Origin of the sequence: Lachnoanaerobaculum sanguinis (assembly GCF_033242365.1) — a bacterium.
GTDB classification, from domain to species: Bacteria; Bacillota; Clostridia; order Lachnospirales; family Lachnospiraceae; genus Lachnoanaerobaculum; species Lachnoanaerobaculum sanguinis.
This window is the reverse complement of the sequence record NZ_BTHK01000005.1, coordinates 20,792-38,643: the sequence shown is the minus strand read 5'-3', so window position 1 is coordinate 38,643 and position 17,852 is coordinate 20,792. Positions and strand designations below refer to the sequence as shown.

At 37.1% G+C, this 17,852-nt stretch carries 12 protein-coding genes and 2 pseudogenes; 2 read left to right on the top strand and 12 right to left on the bottom strand.

Features of this window, described 5'->3' with window-relative positions; all coding sequences use genetic code 11:
• Window positions 1–44 precede the first annotated feature (44 nt).
• The 4 genes from SBH76_RS04460 to adhE form a co-directional block, all read right to left on the bottom strand.
• Entirely contained in the window at window positions 45–4,565 is a 4,521-nt protein-coding gene (locus SBH76_RS04460; RefSeq protein ID WP_317976933.1) for a hemoblobin-interacting domain-containing protein, read from the bottom strand.
• A 345-nt stretch (window positions 4,566–4,910) separates the two neighbouring features.
• On the bottom strand, window positions 4,911–6,056 hold the full coding sequence (locus SBH76_RS04455) for a cation diffusion facilitator family transporter (protein WP_317976932.1): 1,146 nt from the start codon (window positions 6,054–6,056) through the stop codon (window positions 4,911–4,913).
• A gap of 160 nt (window positions 6,057–6,216) precedes the next feature.
• Window positions 6,217–6,972 (bottom strand): aminoglycoside phosphotransferase family protein, encoded by a 756-nt coding sequence (locus SBH76_RS04450; protein WP_317976931.1) that lies wholly within the window; start codon window positions 6,970–6,972, stop codon window positions 6,217–6,219.
• 73 nt (window positions 6,973–7,045) lie between these two features.
• Window positions 7,046–9,646 carry a bifunctional acetaldehyde-CoA/alcohol dehydrogenase gene (gene adhE, locus SBH76_RS04445; RefSeq protein WP_317976930.1) on the bottom strand — a complete coding sequence of 867 codons (2,601 nt, stop codon included), beginning with the start codon at window positions 9,644–9,646 and terminating at the stop codon, window positions 7,046–7,048.
• Between the two features lie 163 nt (window positions 9,647–9,809).
• Between adhE and SBH76_RS04440 the strand changes: the two genes are divergently transcribed.
• Window positions 9,810–10,082, top strand: a complete 273-nt coding sequence (locus SBH76_RS04440) for a type II toxin-antitoxin system prevent-host-death family antitoxin (RefSeq protein ID WP_035620395.1) — start codon at window positions 9,810–9,812, stop codon at window positions 10,080–10,082.
• Between the two features lie 115 nt (window positions 10,083–10,197).
• On the opposite strand, the gene SBH76_RS04435 is transcribed toward SBH76_RS04440, so the two are convergent.
• The 7 genes and pseudogenes from SBH76_RS04435 to tnpA form a co-directional block, all read right to left on the bottom strand.
• On the bottom strand, window positions 10,198–10,740 hold the full coding sequence (locus SBH76_RS04435; protein WP_317976929.1) for a ClbS/DfsB family four-helix bundle protein: 543 nt from the start codon (window positions 10,738–10,740) through the stop codon (window positions 10,198–10,200).
• 12 nt (window positions 10,741–10,752) lie between these two features.
• Window positions 10,753–11,367: a GyrI-like domain-containing protein gene (locus SBH76_RS04430; protein ID WP_317976928.1), complete on the bottom strand. Its 615-nt coding sequence runs from the start codon at window positions 11,365–11,367 to the stop codon at window positions 10,753–10,755.
• Window positions 11,368–11,430: 63 nt separating this feature from the next.
• Complete coding sequence (locus SBH76_RS04425; RefSeq protein WP_317976927.1) at window positions 11,431–12,330, bottom strand: helix-turn-helix transcriptional regulator; 900 nt, start codon at window positions 12,328–12,330, stop codon at window positions 11,431–11,433.
• Window positions 12,331–12,600: 270 nt separating this feature from the next.
• Window positions 12,601–13,632 (bottom strand): sugar kinase, encoded by a 1,032-nt coding sequence (locus SBH76_RS04420; RefSeq protein WP_034211775.1) that lies wholly within the window; start codon window positions 13,630–13,632, stop codon window positions 12,601–12,603.
• A 24-nt stretch (window positions 13,633–13,656) separates the two neighbouring features.
• The gene (locus SBH76_RS04415) at window positions 13,657–14,307 is read right to left on the bottom strand and encodes a bifunctional 2-keto-4-hydroxyglutarate aldolase/2-keto-3-deoxy-6-phosphogluconate aldolase (protein WP_317976926.1); all 651 of its coding nucleotides are present in this window, start codon (window positions 14,305–14,307) and stop codon (window positions 13,657–13,659) included.
• A gap of 93 nt (window positions 14,308–14,400) precedes the next feature.
• Entirely contained in the window at window positions 14,401–15,156 is a 756-nt protein-coding gene (locus tag SBH76_RS04410; protein WP_034211778.1) for an IclR family transcriptional regulator, read from the bottom strand.
• A gap of 79 nt (window positions 15,157–15,235) precedes the next feature.
• A pseudogene (tnpA, locus tag SBH76_RS13835) lies at window positions 15,236–15,640 on the bottom strand (IS200/IS605 family transposase).
• Between the two features lie 21 nt (window positions 15,641–15,661).
• On the opposite strand from tnpA, the pseudogene SBH76_RS13830 reads away from it, so the two are divergent.
• Window positions 15,662–16,105, top strand: a pseudogene (locus SBH76_RS13830) (RNA-guided endonuclease TnpB family protein); the annotation flags it as partial.
• 149 nt (window positions 16,106–16,254) lie between these two features.
• Here the strand turns inward: SBH76_RS13830 and SBH76_RS04395 are convergent.
• The gene (locus SBH76_RS04395) at window positions 16,255–17,733 is read right to left on the bottom strand and encodes a UxaA family hydrolase (RefSeq protein ID WP_317976925.1); all 1,479 of its coding nucleotides are present in this window, start codon (window positions 17,731–17,733) and stop codon (window positions 16,255–16,257) included.
• Between the last annotated feature and the right edge of the window lie 119 nt (window positions 17,734–17,852).

Sequence of the window (17,852 nt, the reverse complement as noted above, 5' to 3'; positions counted from 1 at the left end):
AAAAGGAGGCATAATCAATCAAATATAATATTTAATTTTTAATCTTATCGTATTACCGCATTTGATGATGTAGCGGTTTCTACTGCACTTAATTCTCTTCTTGATCTTGTTCTGCCTGCTGCGGAAGCATTTTCAGCTATCTCCACATTAAATTTGACAGTTTCAAAGTTCTCGGAACTTATTGCCACTTCATTATTTACCTGATTGAATCCGTCAAGTGAAAGGTCTATAAACTGAGTATATCCGAAAGCCATATTTGCTGTAAGCTTATATGTAGCGGCATTTCTGAGATTATATCCTTTATTGTAAGTAACACCGTTTACGGTAACTGTTGCCTTACCTGACTTTATTAACTCTGTGAACTTTTTAAGTACCACTTCATCAGTATCATCAAATGTTAGTCTTACATAATTATCATAGCCCTTCTTAATCTCTGAACCTGTAATAGCCGGTGTAGCTATCTGTGAAGATGTAGTATAGACTAAATCATCCATACCCTCTCCCTTAAATACAAGTTTGTCTGCAAATCCCTTTATCTTTCTTGATTTTATGTAGATTACATTATCGTTGTCTACTGCAAATAAATCTCTGCTAAGTGTTGATATTCTACCTTCTTCAACCTTTACACCGTTTACTTCTACAGCATTAAGCTTCTCTATAAACTCATTAATCTTTGCAGTATCGCCCTTTAGTGTAACGGCATATACTTCGGCATTATTATACTTTTTAAATTCAACCTTATCAACTTCCACAGCATTAACTGTAGGAACTACCGGTGCCGGTGCAACACTTTCCGCTATACTTCCGTCTGCATTCATTGTAAATGTAAGGTCCTTATATCCATCCGCCTTTACAACAAAATCAAACTTATTATCTGTAAAGCTGCTTGCTTTTACAGATAACTGACTTATTTTGCCACCATAAGTTGAATCATTATGCGCCCTAAATTCTTTTGTATTTCCATATCCGAAACCGATAATACCTGCTTTAGTATAATCCTCACCGTTTACACTGACGCTTGTAACCGCTTTAAGATATTTCTCAAGGTCGGAATCATTCATGCCCTCGAATTTCACTGTAAGCATATTGTATAATATCGAATTCGACTTTTTGCCTGTCTTTGCCTTAGGTGCATCCTTGCCCTCTTCCCCTGCAGGTGGGGTTACAGGAGTCACAGGTGTTACCGGAGTTACAGGTGTAACAGGGGTCACAGGTGCTGTATTTGCTTTCTCAGTAATATTAACTTTTATAGACTTAACAGCATAGTTTCTATCACTTGACTGTAGATAGATAATATATTCGCCTGCATTTTTAAACAATCCGCCGCGAAGTGTAACTTTTCCGTCAGCAACAGTATAAACTGAATTTGAGGTATAACCGCCTGCAGATGCTGATATTACGTCTCTGAGTGTACCGTCAGGACTTTGAACCTTTACGTTTCCAAGCTTACTGAGGAAATCGCCCTTCTTGGCATCATCATCCTTAACAGCCTTTATAACTATCTCAGAATCTGTTTCATGCTTTTCGCTTACATCACTAAGTTCCACTTCTTCCAAAGTATCTGTGATGGTAAGGTCAAGTTCTATCTTCTCAAAACCTATAGAATTAAGAGCAAGTTTATGTGTTCCTACTATAGGAGCAAGATATCTGTTGAATGCACTCTTATAGAGTGTGATACTCTTATAATCTGCACTTACTTCATACTGCTTCAAATATTTGTCGCCTCTAAGTGGTGATGAACCGTCAAGTACTACCGACTCAAGATTCTTTAAGAAATCTGCGTTGTCGGTTGTTATTGTAAAGCTGTCAGCATTTGCCTGTACAAGACCTTCAAATGTAGGTGCAGCCTCTCCTACAAGATTACCGTAACGATAAATAGTTCCAAGCTTACCGTTTTCAAGTACGTTCTTTACATTTCCGACAATATTTCTTGTAGTTGCATCCTCAGACTTGATATAGTCCTCAAATGTAAGAACCTTTCCGTCAAGTTTTGCATCCTTATATGCATCCACAAAGTTGTTAAGAGTATATAATTTACTCTTATCTTCTCCAACAATCGCCTCAGGAGACTGCTCAAGCCACCAGTTCATTACGGCATCCGAATCCTTGCTTCTAAGTCCGATTTCATTTAAAATCATTGCATTTGCAAGCAGATCATAATCATACATAAGGTATGAATTTATCATCATGCTTCCGCTTGCTCCTGATGTAGCATCAGCCTTACCGCCTGTCTTACCTGTGGCACCTGATACTGAATCAGCCTTCTTTCCTGAGCCTGAAGATGAAGAACTTCCTCCACCTACAAGAACCTTTGTAATTGTTGAAGACTCTCTGTTTCCTGCATGATTTTTACCTACTGTAGGAGCAGATATGGCATCCACAGTTTTAGATTCGTCACTGACAGGTGTTGTTGCTACGGATGAACCGTCACTCTTTAATACTTCAAACTTCTTTGTAAGAGTCTTATATCCCTTTGTATAGATTGTAGCTGTATAAACTCCGGCCACATCTGTATACACCTTACCTGAAGTACTGTCTGTTCCTGTAATCTGTACAATATCCGATATATTATGCCATCCTGAAATCTTCGGCAATTCAATAACACTACCGTCAGGCTTTGTAAGTGTAACTCTGTACATTACAACGCCAACATCATTTCCAAAGCTCTGATTGTTTTTAGGATCAACTATCCTGAATCTGATATTTTCTCCAACCTTAGGATTTGGAGTTGTGCTGTCACGCATTACCTTAAAGTTTGTACTGCTTACAAGAGATATAGGAAGACTTATTCTTTCGTTTCCGTTTGCAGAACCTACACTTACATAGTAATCGCCTCTGCTTCTTGCATTGTTTTGAGGAAGAGGAATATTTATAACTCCCACCTTTGCGTACTTTGTCTCTACAGTTTTATTGTATACAAGGCTTGAATTTATAATATTGTGGTCTTCATTTAAAAGTTTAATATTGTTAAGTCCTTCAAACCACTTCTCCTGCTCCTCATTTTCAAGCTGAAGCTTTATCTTTATGCTACCTGTTCCTACATTATCTATCTCAGTTACAGGGATATAGTACTGTGAAGGAACTGCAGCTGCTGCTGAATCTACCTTCTTTGACTGTAATGTAAATGTAGTTTTTGAAGCATTCTTTCTTACCTTGCCGGCATTGTCAAATGTCTCAAGGTAGTAGTCAAACTTTGTAATAGGACCGTTTGATAATACATACTTAGGTGCCTTTACATCAGTCTTTGTTATATTCTTTCTCTCACCGCCTGCAAGCGTGATGTCCTGAGTATCATTATCAGCTTTACTTACAATCTGTAATGCTGAAGGATTCGATACACTTGAAAGCCACTTAACAACATGACCGTCATCATCAACCTTGGTCATATTTGAAGTAACATCTACTCCGTCTACCAATACTTTATAGTTGTCAATAGTTCCGTATTTGAATGTAACTACAACATACTCACCGAAATCGGTATTTACATTTTTGGTGTAGTTTACATATGCAAACTTATCATTATTTGCTTCTTCGGTATTTGAAGCTGCATTATTTTCTGTATTACCTGTATTGTTGGTTCCCTCAGCGTTTGAGGTGTTCCCTGCGTTGTTTGAAGTCTCACCGTTTGAGGTGTTTCCTGTGTTGTTTGCAACTTCACTACCTGTGTTATTTCCTGTAGTTCCTGCGTTTTCATTGTTTGAAGTTGCGTTATTGCCTGCATTATTTTCTGTGCCTGCCACATTATTACTTGCAGTATTGTTTTCTACTGTATTGGCACTGTGCTCTACATCACCTACAGAATATCCTCTGTTTCCCGAATTTGTATCTGTACCCGCATTTTGATTTTGTGAATCGATTATTATGGATGAGTTGTTATTGCCTGTATTATTTCCACTTGCGGTAGACGCTCCTGAGCCGTTACCGCCTCTTGAACTACTGCCTGATCCGGCTCTTCCTCTGCTGCCGCCTCTGGAGCTTCCGCCGCCTGAGCCGCCTCTTCCTCCGCTGCCGCCTCTGGAGCTTCCGCCGCCCGAGCTTCCCTTAGAGCTTCCTGTGCTCTTTTTAGCTGCTCCTTGACCGGCATTACCTGCTGATGCACCTGCTGTAGAAGAAAGGCCTTTTCCCTGTAAGAATACAACTTTTCCGTCTTTTTCCCACTTACCGTCGGCATTAACTTTGTAACCGTCAGGAGTTGTGGTATTTACAAGAAGTTTACCCTGATCAGGTCCGCTTTGAGGATTGAAATAATAGCAATAACCGTCGATCCAATTCCATCCTGTGAGCATTATACCCTCAGCAGCTCCCTTGGCTGTATTAAGGAAATACCAATGTCCGTCCGCATCCTTCTTCCAACCCGTCTGCATAATACCACTGTCGGTATCAAGATAATACCAGCCGCTTGGTGTCTGAGTCCAACCCAAAGCCTTGCTGCCGTTATCATTTATATAATTCCATCCGCTCTGTGTGTTCTGCCATGAACCCGCAAAAGCCGGTGTAACCTGTGTTGCAGCCATCAATATACTCAATGCTCCAACACCTACATTTAAAATCAACTTTCGTTTCATAAATCTCCTATTACGTACACTTTAGTTAGTGGCCACTAACTCACAAACCTAAACAAAGGGAATGTTGCACTACAAAAAAGCATCAAAATCAGAATGTAGTAATACGTTTTGACCAAATACTCTTGCAAAAACACTTCCCTTTGCATTTAAGTTCTATTATATTACATCTGTTAGCATTTGCTAACTTTTGACAGTATACTAAAAGGTTTTATTTATTTCAAGCTGTTTTTATGTACTTTTTTTGTATTTCAAGTACTTTATTATATACAATCTGTAGAATAAAATTTCTGCCCATTTAGTTTAATATACACTTGTTGTTTAAACATCTTATTGACTGACTATTCTCTATTCACCGGCAAATTCAGTATCTATATTTACATGTATTTTGTACTCCGGAAATTCCTCTTTCAAAATTCTGTTTACATTTTCTATAACAGTTTCAGATTTGATATCAAAGTCTCTTGTTATATCACAATAAATAGTACTGTCTTTTTCATCTATAACTATTCCATGATAGTTAATGATATGTCTTTCATTTTCCTTGTAGTTTTTCAGTATTGATTTTATCTTTATATATCTTTCATCATTTACATCTACAGAATAAAATCCGAATACAAGAAAAACATTATATTTATTGTAAATCTTTGTCTGGGCCTCATGTAAAATAGGATACATCTCACCGATACTTCTGTTATCCTCTATTTCCACATTTATAGAACCGGTATAAAAATCGGGGCCATAGTCGTTTAGTATAAGATCAAAGCAATTTATAACACCTTCCGTATTTCTTGCTATCTCCTTTATGCCCCTTACCATTTCACCGTCCACTCTCTCTCCAAGTATTTTCTTTACTGTATCCGACAATACCTCATATGCAGTCTTTAAAATAAATATTGAAATAATAACACCGGCAATACCGTCTACAGAAATTTTTGTAAACATATATATTAATGTAGATATCAAAGTTACCAAAGACACTACAGCATCATTTTTTGCATCGGCACCTGAGGCAATCAACGCACCTGAATTGTATTTTTTACCGCTGTTTTCAGTGAACGTACCAAGAATAATTTTAGCAACAATTGTGGCAATAATTATTATTGCAGTAACAATACTCGCATTCATCTCTTCTCTGTTAAAAACAGCCTTTATTGAACTTATAAGAGATTGAAAACCGGTAATAAATACGATACCTCCAATCAAAAGACTTGTCAGATACTCCGTTCTTCCATGTCCGAAAGGATGTTGCTTATCAGGGGCCTTACCTGCAAGCTTGGTTCCTATTATAGTAATAAGTGATGATGATGAGTCTGTAATATTATTTAAAGCATCACTTACAAGCGCAATTGAGCCTGAAAGTATTCCAAGCACCGCCTTTAACGCTCCCAACAACAGATTTGTTACTATACCTGTTATGGATACACCAATAATTCTTTTTCTTCTTTCATTTGCATCCATTTTAAAATTGGATGAATTTATATCTTCACTCATTTTTCTTAGATGTTTACACATCTTCTCCTTTCTTCATATGGATGTACATTATACATTAAAAAAAGATTGTACGCAATTATAAATTGTATACAATCTCTTTTTATATTGAATTTGGAACATCCTGTTATTATAACAGAATGGGGTTTGTATTGATTTTTACCTAAACATAATCTACAACATCAATGTATTGCATCAAGAGTTCCTTCTCCGCCTCTATATGCTTTGATAATCTCTGTGCAGCCACTATCGAAAGCCATCTTTGTACATACTGCTTTGCCGTATCCGACTTTTCACAGTAAATATCCATGTACATATCTGCAAGATTCTTATCTGTAAGAGCAAATAAGAGATAGGTATTTGCCGCATCTCCGGCAGCATTACCCTGAGTGGCATGTGACCAGTCAATTATTGAAACTTCACCGTCTTCTCCTATAAGCACATTACTTGGGTTGAAATCTCCATGACATATTTTTGTATGCTTTTTCATTCCGTCAAGCCTTGTTAAAAGCTCATATCTGATGGTTGCATTGAGATCCTTTAACTCATTTATCTGTCTGCCGAATTTAAGGTTCATTCTGTTAAGCAGCGGTGATGATTTTGAATGAATATCAAGCTGTATATCCACAAACATCTCCATATACTTTCTTGTATTTTTCTTGTCGGACTCCATGATCTCTTTTAAAGTCTTACCGTTTTTCTTAAGCATTACTATTGCCCATCCGCCGTCCATTTCTTCTACAGCGAGCACCTTCGGAACATTAAGACCTGTCTCTTCTATTCTTGCCTGATTCAGTGCCTCGTTAAATACATCAGATTTCGGATGGTCACCACTGAACGCCTTAATAATGCAGTCATCGGTTTCATATACTTTCTTATGCGGTCTCTCTAAAATAAGCTTTTTATTTGTCAAATCCATACTTTTTTACAGATGTATAATACATCCGTCTCCTTTCTAAAATTAAGTCTAATACAATACGCTCAAATTTATATTATCTACCGTAATAAGCGTCCAAATACAGCTCTTTGATCTCGCTTATAAGCGGATATCTCGGATTTGCCGGCGTACATTGATCATTAAATGCCTGCTCGCTCATCTCATCCAATGTGTCCAAGAAGTATTTTTCCTCTACACCATAAAGTGCTATAGTCTCTTTTACCCCTATAATTTTCTTTAATTCCTCTATTTTAGTTATAAAGTTTTCAAATATCTCATCATCATTTTTTCCTGTTACGCCACAGTATTTAGCAGCCTCTACATATCTTGCCTTTGCCTTAGGATACTCATACTGTGAGAATGTTCCCATCTTTGTAGGTGCATCAACGGCATTATATCTCATTACTCTTGTAAGAATAACGGCATTTGCAAGACCGTGTGCTATATGGTGGAATGCACCGAGCTTATGTGCCATTGAATGGTTTATACCAAGGAATGCATTTGCAAAAGCCATACCTGCAAGACATGAAGCATCCGCCATCTTCTCTCTTGCAATAGGGTCTGCACTTCCGTTTTCATATGCTGAAGGAAGGTAATCAAACACAAGTTTCATCGCTCTTAGAGCAAGTCCGTCCGTATAATCTGTAGCCATTATAGATACATATGCTTCAAGAGCATGAGTAAGTACGTCAATTCCTGATGCGGCTGTAAGTCCCTTCGGCTGATCCATCATATTGTCAACATCAACTATCGCCATATTCGGAAGAATCTCATAGTCTGCTATAGGCCACTTTATTCCTGTATCCTTATCTGTAATGATAGCAAAAGGAGTAACCTCACTACCTGTACCTGATGATGTAGGAACCGCAACAAAGTATGCCTTCTCACCCATCTTAGGGAACTTATATACTCTCTTTCTGATATCCATAAAGTCCATTGCCATGTCTTCAAAGTTAACTTCAGGATGCTCATACATAACCCACATTATCTTTGCGGCATCCATAGCAGAACCTCCACCGAGTGCTATAATTACATCCGGCTCAAATGAAGCCATTGCCTTTACACCCTCTCTTGCACACTGAAGTGTAGGATCCGGTGTTACATCATAAAAGCAAGTATGTCTTATACCCATCTCATCAAGTTTCTTTGTAATAACATCTGTATATCCGTTCTTATAAAGGAATGTATCTGTTACTATAAACGCTCTCTTCTTATGCATTACATTTCCAAGCTCATCAAGCGCTACAGGCAGACAACCTCTCTTAAAGTATACCTTTTCAGGAGTTCTAAGCCACAACATGTTCTCTCTCCTTTGTGCTACAGTTTTTATATTTATAAGATGCTTTACGCCTACATTCTCTGAAACAGAGTTTCCACCCCATGAACCGCAACCTAAAGTAAGTGAAGGTGCAAGCTTGAAGTTATACAAATCACCGATACCGCCATGAGCCGCAGGAGTATTTACAAGTATTCTGCAAGTCTTCATTGCTCTTTCATGAATAGCAAGTTTTTCCTTCTCATTTACATCTATATAAATAGCTGATGTATGTCCGTAACCGCCGTCTGCAACAAGTCTTTCAGCCTTAGCTATAGCCTCATCAAATGTCTTTGCCTTATACATTGCAAGTACAGGTGAAAGCTTTTCATGAGCAAACTCTTCGCTTATATCAACAGACTCCACCTCGCCAATAAGAATCTTTGTACTTTCAGGTACGCTTACGCCTGCCATTTCCGCAATTTTAAATGCAGACTGTCCAACGATTTTGGCATTTAGTGATCCGCCTACAATAATAGTCTTTCTTACCTTATTAAGCTCGTCCTTCTTCAGAAAATAACAACCTCTGTATGCAAACTCTTTTTTTACTTCATTATATATACTCTCCATTACAGTTACAGACTGCTCTGAAGCACAAATCATTCCGTTATCAAAAGTCTTTGAATGTATTATTGAGTTTACAGCCATCTTAATGTCAGCTGTTTCATCAATGATAACCGGAGTATTTCCGGCACCTACACCTATTGCAGGCTTACCTGATGAGTAAGCTGATTTAACCATTCCCGGACCGCCTGTAGCAAGTATAATATCGGCTTCATGCATTACTTCATTTGTAAGTTCAAGTGAAGGTACATCTATCCAACCTATAATGTTCTTTGGAGCGCCCGCTTTTACAGCTGTTTCCAACAGAAATTTAGCTGTATAGTTTGTGCAATCCTTTGCTCTTGGGTGTGGGCTTATTATAATAGCATTTCTTGTCTTAAGTGCCAAAAGGATTTTAAATATAGCTGTTGATGTAGGGTTTGTTGTTGGAATAACAGCTGCTATAACACCTATAGGCTCGGCAATTTTTCTTATACCGAAAATATTGTCCTCTTCAATCACTCCGCATGTCTTAGTGTCCTTATATGCATTGTAAATATACTCTGCAGCATAATGGTTCTTGATAACCTTATCTTCCAAAACTCCCATTCCGGTCTCTTCTACCGCCATCTTTGCAAGCGAGAATCTCTCTTTATTGGCAGCCATAGCTACCTCATAGAATATTTTATCAACCTGTTCCTGAGAGTAGGTCGCAAATTCTCTCTGAGCTTCTCTCAGCTCTTTCATCCTGATACTTAAGTTATCGATATTATCTACAATAAAATTCTTATCTGCCATATTTCCTCCGACATAATAAAATGAATATTTCGTTATTTTTTTAACACAGTTAGATAATACTATATTGTTATTTTTTTGTCAATATGATATTTCAAACTTTTCCACTTTTATTTATTGAGTTTCTAAAGAAATAATATTATAATTTCTTTAGAAAGGAGGTTTTATGCCGATAATTAAATCAAGTACAGACTTACGTAACAGCTACAATGATATCTCCACATTTTGTCATAACACAAACGAACCTATATTTATTACCAAAAACGGTCGAGGTGACTTAGCCGTTATGAGCATTGACTTATATAATAAATTAACCAGTAAATATGAACTATATAGGCTTTTGGAACAAAGCGAAGATGACTTTTCAAACGGTCATACATTAAGTTTTGAGGAGTCCATGAAACGTCTTCGAGAGGGATTAAATAATGGAACAGTATAGACTTATTGTTTCAGAAAATTATCACCGTGATATAAAAAATATATTACATTATATTTCTGTATCATTTACATATAACTTTTACTTTTGTAAAATGCACTTTACTATCCTATTCCAATTATTTTTGATTCACATTTTTCTGGTGCGCTTTAATCTTTTTTATTGCCCAATCATAATGGCTTGCAGTTGCACTTACAAAGTATGAACCAAGCGCACTTCCTCCGACCCATTTATAAACACCTTTTGAAAAGAGTTCTTCATTTGTAAATTTTTCAGCTAACGCTAATACATCACTATGTGATTTATGAACCATTTTAATTGCGTCTTCAAGAGAAGTATTTTGATGTTTCTTCCAAAATTCTACATTCATATCTCCATAAGTTTTCCAGTTATATGGTTCAGGCAAAAATGGTTTTTCTTCTCCCTTTTGATTGGAATGTACCCAATTCAAAATAAGCTGATGCCATTCATAGAGATGGATTAAAACATCTCTTAAGTTTTTATCTCTTCTCCAATGAGCTTCTTTTTTCTTTTCATCTTTTGAAAAATCAAACGGTGTGTTTAACTCTTCCTCTGTCATCTTTGAAATAAGTAAATTTAACTTTTCATAGTTTCCCTTAGCAACAGTCATTAAATCATTTTTTGTCGTTGGTCTTGGCACAACAAATTCCTCCTATTTAACTGAATATCTTAATATGGTTTTTTGTTTTTCTTCCGATGTTCTGTTTTTATTACTTAAGTATATTTCTTTATGAAAATCACCCATTCTTCTAAGATCCAGTTTTCTTGCAAATTCATTCAGCCGTTCAAATGATTTTGGCTCATCATCATAACTTCCGGCATGTAAAATCTGAATGGATTTACCTTCTTCTATTTCTCTAAAACTCATCTCATCATACAATGCATTAGGCTTTTTCTTTTTTATATTCTCAAGTGCCTTTGTGAATATCTCTTTTGTAATAAAATCAGGTTGTTTAATCATCAATGTGTATTCCAGTTTATTTTTATCAAGCTCTTCTCCATTTACTTTTTTCCAAAATCCCTCTAATGGATATACCGTAAAATCTGTAATCTTGTTATCAGTTTTATTTTTCATTGTATTTTTAAACAACATTTTAATGGCATAAGCAAGAGAATATAATGGGGATATTCTATCTGAAAAATCTACTTCATTCGGATTGCCTTTACCTTTTACCAAAACAAATTTTTGCTTTGGCACTTCTACAATGACAGGTTTTTGCTTTACGCCATAAAGATTCTTTTCTTGTTTTCTCCACTCATATTTCATTATCAGGTCCTCCCTTTACATTTGGTTAATTTTATTATACAGGAGGATACTTGACACCATTTGTCATATTATATATTTTTCTGCCATTTTATTTATCATTTCTTTAATCTGCATTCGTATCTCTTTCGGTTCTAATACTTCCGCTCCATCTCCGAAAGAAAAAATATAATTGTATAGGTTATAGTCATTCGTTATTTCTATTTCTGAATATAAATTTCCATCATTATCTTCTATGATTTCTCCGTTTATCTCATCATATACTCGAAAGGCAACTTTACGATCAAACTTAACTTTTATATGCACCGTGTTCTCGTGTGGCATTTCTTTCTTGAGAATTGCATCTTCAAAGCTGTCATCAAACTTTTCAGTATGTATTTCTAAATTCTTTATCCGGGACAATTTGAAATATCTAAAATCATTTCTAAGTAAACAGAAAGCATATAGATACCAGTCCTGACTCTTGAAAAGTAGTCTAACGGGTTTAACTCTTCTACTTGTTTCTTTTTCATTACTGCTAAAATATGTGAATGAAATAATGTTTTTACTTAAAATTGCAGATTTAATATCATTAAACGTTTGTTCATACAGCTTATTGTTTTGCCAATTATTAAAATCAACCTCTATCCAACCTGTATTTTTCATTTTAAAGAGCGCAGAAAGTTTTGTTAGAAGCTCATTCTCATGCTGTATTGCGGTATTATCCAATCCTTGAAGAGCTGACATAATTTGTTGTTTCTCGTTTTCAGACAGTAGTGATTTACTAAGAACAAAATCCTCAGCAATTTCTATTCCACCGCCCTTTCCTTGCAACGCATAAACGGGAATACCTGCACTACTGATAGAGTCAATATCTCTATAAATTGTTCTGACTGATACCTCAAATTTATCAGCAAGTTCGCTTGCTGTAACTTTTCCCTTTTCCAGAATATAATATAGTATCCTAAACAGCCTATTATCTTTCATCGTCTTAACATCTCCTATAATTATTATATCACAATAACCGGACATGCATTGTCATATTTTCATAAAAACTCTTAATCCTCCGAAGATATACCCTAACCACTTCTCCATTGATTATCTAATCATCATTAATTAGTACTGAAACTGTAGGGAATATAGTTATTCAACATTAATATATGTCACAGAAGTGACACTAAAAAAGAGAAAGATCCTATAAAAACAGAGCCGGCAAAAGCCGGCTCCTTTTTATAGGAAAATACATATAAACTTTGATTATCTTTGCACTCTACCCGAGCCGTCTCCGCCTGCAAGGCTCTCAACATCTTCTCTTGTTACAAGGTTGAAATCTCCCGGGATTGTATGCTTAAGTGCTGAAGCGGCTACAGCAAACTCAAGTGCCGACTTAAAGTCTTTCTTATCGCAAAGTCCGCAGATAACTCCTGCTGCAAATGAATCACCGCCGCCGACTCTGTCTACGATTGGAGTTACATGGTACTTCTTTGAGTGATAGAACTCTCTTGTGCTTCCGTCCATGATACAAGCAGACCAGTCGTTGTTTGAAGCTGAGAAGCTCTCACGAAGTGAGCTTATAACATATTTAAACTTAAACTGATCACACATCTGATTGAAGATATCCACATATCCGTTAAGCTCAAGTTCTCCTGCTGTAACATCTGTGTTGCCTGGCTTAAATCCGAGAACCTTCTCGGCGTCCTCTTCATTACCGATACATACATCTACATACTGCATGAGATTTGTCATTATTTTCTTTGCTTTCTCTGATGACCAGAGTTTCTTTCTGAAGTTAAGGTCTACAGATACTGTAACTCCTGCCTTCTTGGCAGCCTTAAGAGCAGCCTCTGTAAGCTCTGCTGCACTGTCTGAAACTGCAGGTGTAATACCTGTAAAATGGAACCAATCCGCATCTTTGAAAATCTCATCAAAGTCAAACTCATCCACCTTAGCTGTAGAAATAGAAGAATGTGCTCTGTCATATACTACATTTGAAGCTCTCATCGCTGAACCTGTTTCAAGGAAGTAGATGCCCACTCTCTCACCGCTTCTTGAGATATGCTTTGTTCCAACATTATACTTGCGAAGAGTTGCAATAGCCGCATCACCGATAGGATTCTTCGGTAACGCACTTACAAAATCCGCTTCATGTCCATAGTTTGCAAGTGAAACGGCAACATTTGCCTCACCGCCGCCATAATTGATATCAAACTCATCAGCCTGAATAAACTTCTCATTGTTTGGAGTTGATAATCTGAGCATTATCTCTCCCATTGTAACTATCTTTGCCATATTTTCTCCGTTCAAAATAAAATATTACTTTCTTGCCGCCGCTACCGCCTCAACAAACTCCTTTGCCTTTGCTGTTATAGCTGCGAAATCACCTGTAGCCGCGCCCTTTGTAAGTGATGAACCTGTACCTACGGCACATGCTCCGGCCTTTAACCACTTATCTACATTGTCAACGTCCACACCACCGCTCGGCATGAAATCTCCCTGTGGAAGAGGTCCCTTAAATGAGCTGATCGCACCCGTTCCCACTACATTTCCCGGGAATACCTTTATGATATCACATCCTGCTTCAAGAGCTGTGATAGCCTCTGTAGGTGACATAACACCCGGAAGCATAGGAACTCTGTATCTGTTACAGAGCTTGATCGTTTCTACATTAAGTCCCGGACTTACAACATAGTTTGCACCTGCAAGGATTACCGCTCTTGCTGTCTCAGGATCAAGTACAGTACCTGCACCGATAACTATCTTTTCATTATTTCTGTACTTCTCAGACATAAACTGTATAAACTCTACAGGATTTCCTTCGTCCATAGTCATAGTAATCTCAATAAAATTGATTCCGCCTGCAACAATAGCATCTATGACCTTCTCACCCTGCTCTTTGTTCTTTGCACGAACAACAGCAACCAGACAATCTTCTTTCATTCTTGTAAGAACCTGTTCTTTTCTCATTTGAACCTCCATAAATAATATATCAATATTCGTATATGCGAATAACAATTCATATTTGCGATATCTTGATTGTAATTAACTTTTTTATCATTGTCAAGGCATAAAACCTAAAGATTTTGATATTTCCAATCCACGCTTTTTTAATATCTCTCCAAGCGCAATATAGTCCTCATCTTTTCTGTAAAGGCTTGAAGCCGAGATAGCTCCTATACACTCTCTTTTTTCGTCAAATATCGGTACACCGACACATTCCATATGCTCCTCAAGTTCTCTCTCATCCAGTGCAAATCCTCTTGCTTTTGATATTTCAATATTCTTTACAAGAGCATCCGCATCTGTAAGAGTGAATCTTGTTACAGGTTTAAAGTCAATTTCCTTTGCTATACTTCTTATTTTGTCTTCACTCATAGTAGAGAGTATGGCTTTTCCAAGAGAAGTATTGTATACAGGATTCTTGGTACCTATAGTCGCCGTGGTTATTATAGGATTTTCCGGCTCACACTTTGATATATATACTATTTTATTACCTTCCATCACACCGAAAAAGCAGGTCTTTTGCAATTCCTTTGAAAGCTCCTTCAGTGCAGGGGCTATAATTTCGGAAATATTTCTGTTATTGGTATAGCTCATACCTATTCTGTAAGCATTTATACCTATTTTATAAATTCTTTTAACTCCGTCGATTGTTTCAAGCATTCCCATATGAACCAATGTAACCAGTATGTCATAGCAACTGGTTCTCGGAATGGATAGCTTCTCACAAATCTCATCCATTTCAAGACCTTCTCCGGATTTAGCTATAAGCTGCATTATTTGTATACTTCTTTCAGTGGTCCGATTTATTTTCATAAATAAAATCCTTTCGGTTGTCATAGACGGAAACCCACTACTCTTGGGTGGTGGGAGGAGTCTTGTAATTTTTTAACCATTACCCTTGGCTTTTGATGTACTTTTGAACTGTAGATGACGATACTTCCCCAATACTACAAGCAAAATAACCATCAGACCAAAAGATGTGTTTCTTCCAATACTATTTGGAAAGAAAACTGTTATATTTAACCCATAAACAATGAGTTGTTTCTTGCTTGATGGTTTTTACGATATCACAGATCTTATCGGTAGTGTCATAACTGACTAGAAAATGTATATGGTCTTTGTCAGTTTCCATAGCAATTGTTTCCCAATTATGAGATTTACAAATATCGAATATCTTTTGTTTTACATCGTCAGCAATGTTGCTTCCCGGTAGCTGTTTACGATATTTTGTCACTAATACGATATGTACTTTTAAACTGTATTTGCGCCTGTTATGACGATTATATTTATTATCAATAATATTACCTCTAATTATTGAAAAGCGATTGGTTCACGAGAAAACCGTTGGATGCAGGATGTCAATCATCAGGTATCGAAGGCACTCGTGGAGTCTAATCCAAAGTATACTCTCTTCGTCTTAGAAGATTTAAGTGGAGTTCGTTCTGTTACTGAACGTGTACGAACAAAAGACCGTTATGTATCTGTATCATGGTCGTTCTATGATTTAGAGCAAAAGCTAATTTACAAAGCAAAACAGAACCGGTCTCTCGTATTAAAAGTAGACCCTCGTTATACGAGTCAATGCTGCCCTGTTTGCGGACATATTGAAAAAGCCAATCGTAACAAGAAAATACATTTGTTTGCTTGTAAAAACTGTGGATATAAATCAAACGATGACCGCATTGGAGCTATGAATCTATACCGTATGGGAATCAACTATCTAACCGATAGCCAAGTACCTAGTATAGTTACAGCAGAGTAAATCTTTGTTGTAAATGGTGTTGTCAACCACCCTACGATGTAACGCCACTTTAGATAGCAATATCTATTGGGGCCTAAAGGTCGGAGACGTAAGCCGTTACTACGACTGGGCAGTTACAAGCCCATTACCTTTAGGTGATGGGTAGTTGACTAAAGAGTTACTCCCTGCTTAAAGATTGCAAAATCATGGAATCCCGCAATTTCAGACTTTACTTTCTTTCCGCTTGCCACATCCAACACAAGTTTAAAAAGCTCGTTTGCAAGCTCTTCCTTTGTTTTATCCTCAACCATTCTTCCGGCATTAAAATCTATCCAATTTCCCTTGCCTTTTGCAAGTCTTGAGTTGGTAGCAATCTTTAATGTCGGAACAGGTGAGGCAAAAGGTGTTCCCCTTCCTGTGGTAAAGAGCACTATATGAGCTCCGCTCATTGCAAGCGCCGTAGCGGCAACAAGATCGTTTCCAGGTGATGAAAGCAGATTAAGTCCCTTTGTTTTTACGGTATCTCCATAATCAAGTACATCTACCACTTTAGCACTTCCGGACTTCTGTGTACAGCCCAAAGACTTATCTTCCAGAGTGGATATACCTCCTGCCTTATTTCCCGGTGACGGATTCTCATAGATTGTCTGATTATGATTTTTAAAATACATTTTAAAATCATTTATAAGAGCTACCGTCTTTTCAAATGTCTCCACATCCTTACATCTTTCCATCAAAAGAGTTTCCGCTCCGAACATCTCCGGTACTTCAGTAAGTATTGTGCTTCCTCCCTTCGATATAAGAATATCCGAAAACTCTCCGACTATCGGATTTGCTGTTATTCCGGAAAGCCCGTCAGATCCTCCGCATTTCATCCCGATTATAAGTTCGCTTGCATCTATTTCTTCTCTCTTTTCATCGGCTATATTGTTTATAAGCTCTTCTATAAGGGAAAGTCCGGTTTCTATCTCATCTTCAACTTCCTGAGATACCAAAAACTTTACTCTGTTTTCATCTATATCACCGAGGTAGTCTTTAAGCAAAGGAATATTTGAATTCTCACAGCCAAGACCCAGTACAAGTACACCTCCTGCATTAGGATGATTTATCATATCCGCAAGTATATTTCTGGTGTTTTCCTGATCGTCACCCATCTGTGAGCAGCCATATGGATGTACAAAAGCTATTACATCCTCCACGCTTCCCTTTATAAGAGACTTTGCTCTTCTTTCGATTGCCTGTGCGACATTGTTGACACAGCCTACTGTAGGAATAATCCATATTTCATTTCTTACTCCCACCTTGCCGTTTTTTCTCTTAAATCCAAGGAAGGTTTCATGAGCGGTTTCTTTTATCTCTTTAACCTTTGGAATATATTTATATTCAAGTAAATCACCAAGTGCTGTTTTTATATTATGAGTATGTATCCAGTCACCGGCTTTTATATCCTCTTTTGCAATTCCGATTCTGTTTCCGTACTTTATAACATCCTCACCGGCTTTTATATCCTTAAGTGCCACCTTATGTCCGGCGGGAATTTCACTGTTTGTCTCTACACTTTCGCTTCCGATTGTGATTCTTTCTCCCTTTGGCAATGCATTCAATGCCACACATACATTATCCAAATCATTGATTTTGATATAATCCATTTCCTTTATCTCCTTGCCAAATACTCATATTGAGTTTATAATAAATGTAAGCGTTTACAATCGCATTATACATGGGATTTTTATTCCTTGTCAAGATAGATGTAGATTGTAACGAATGA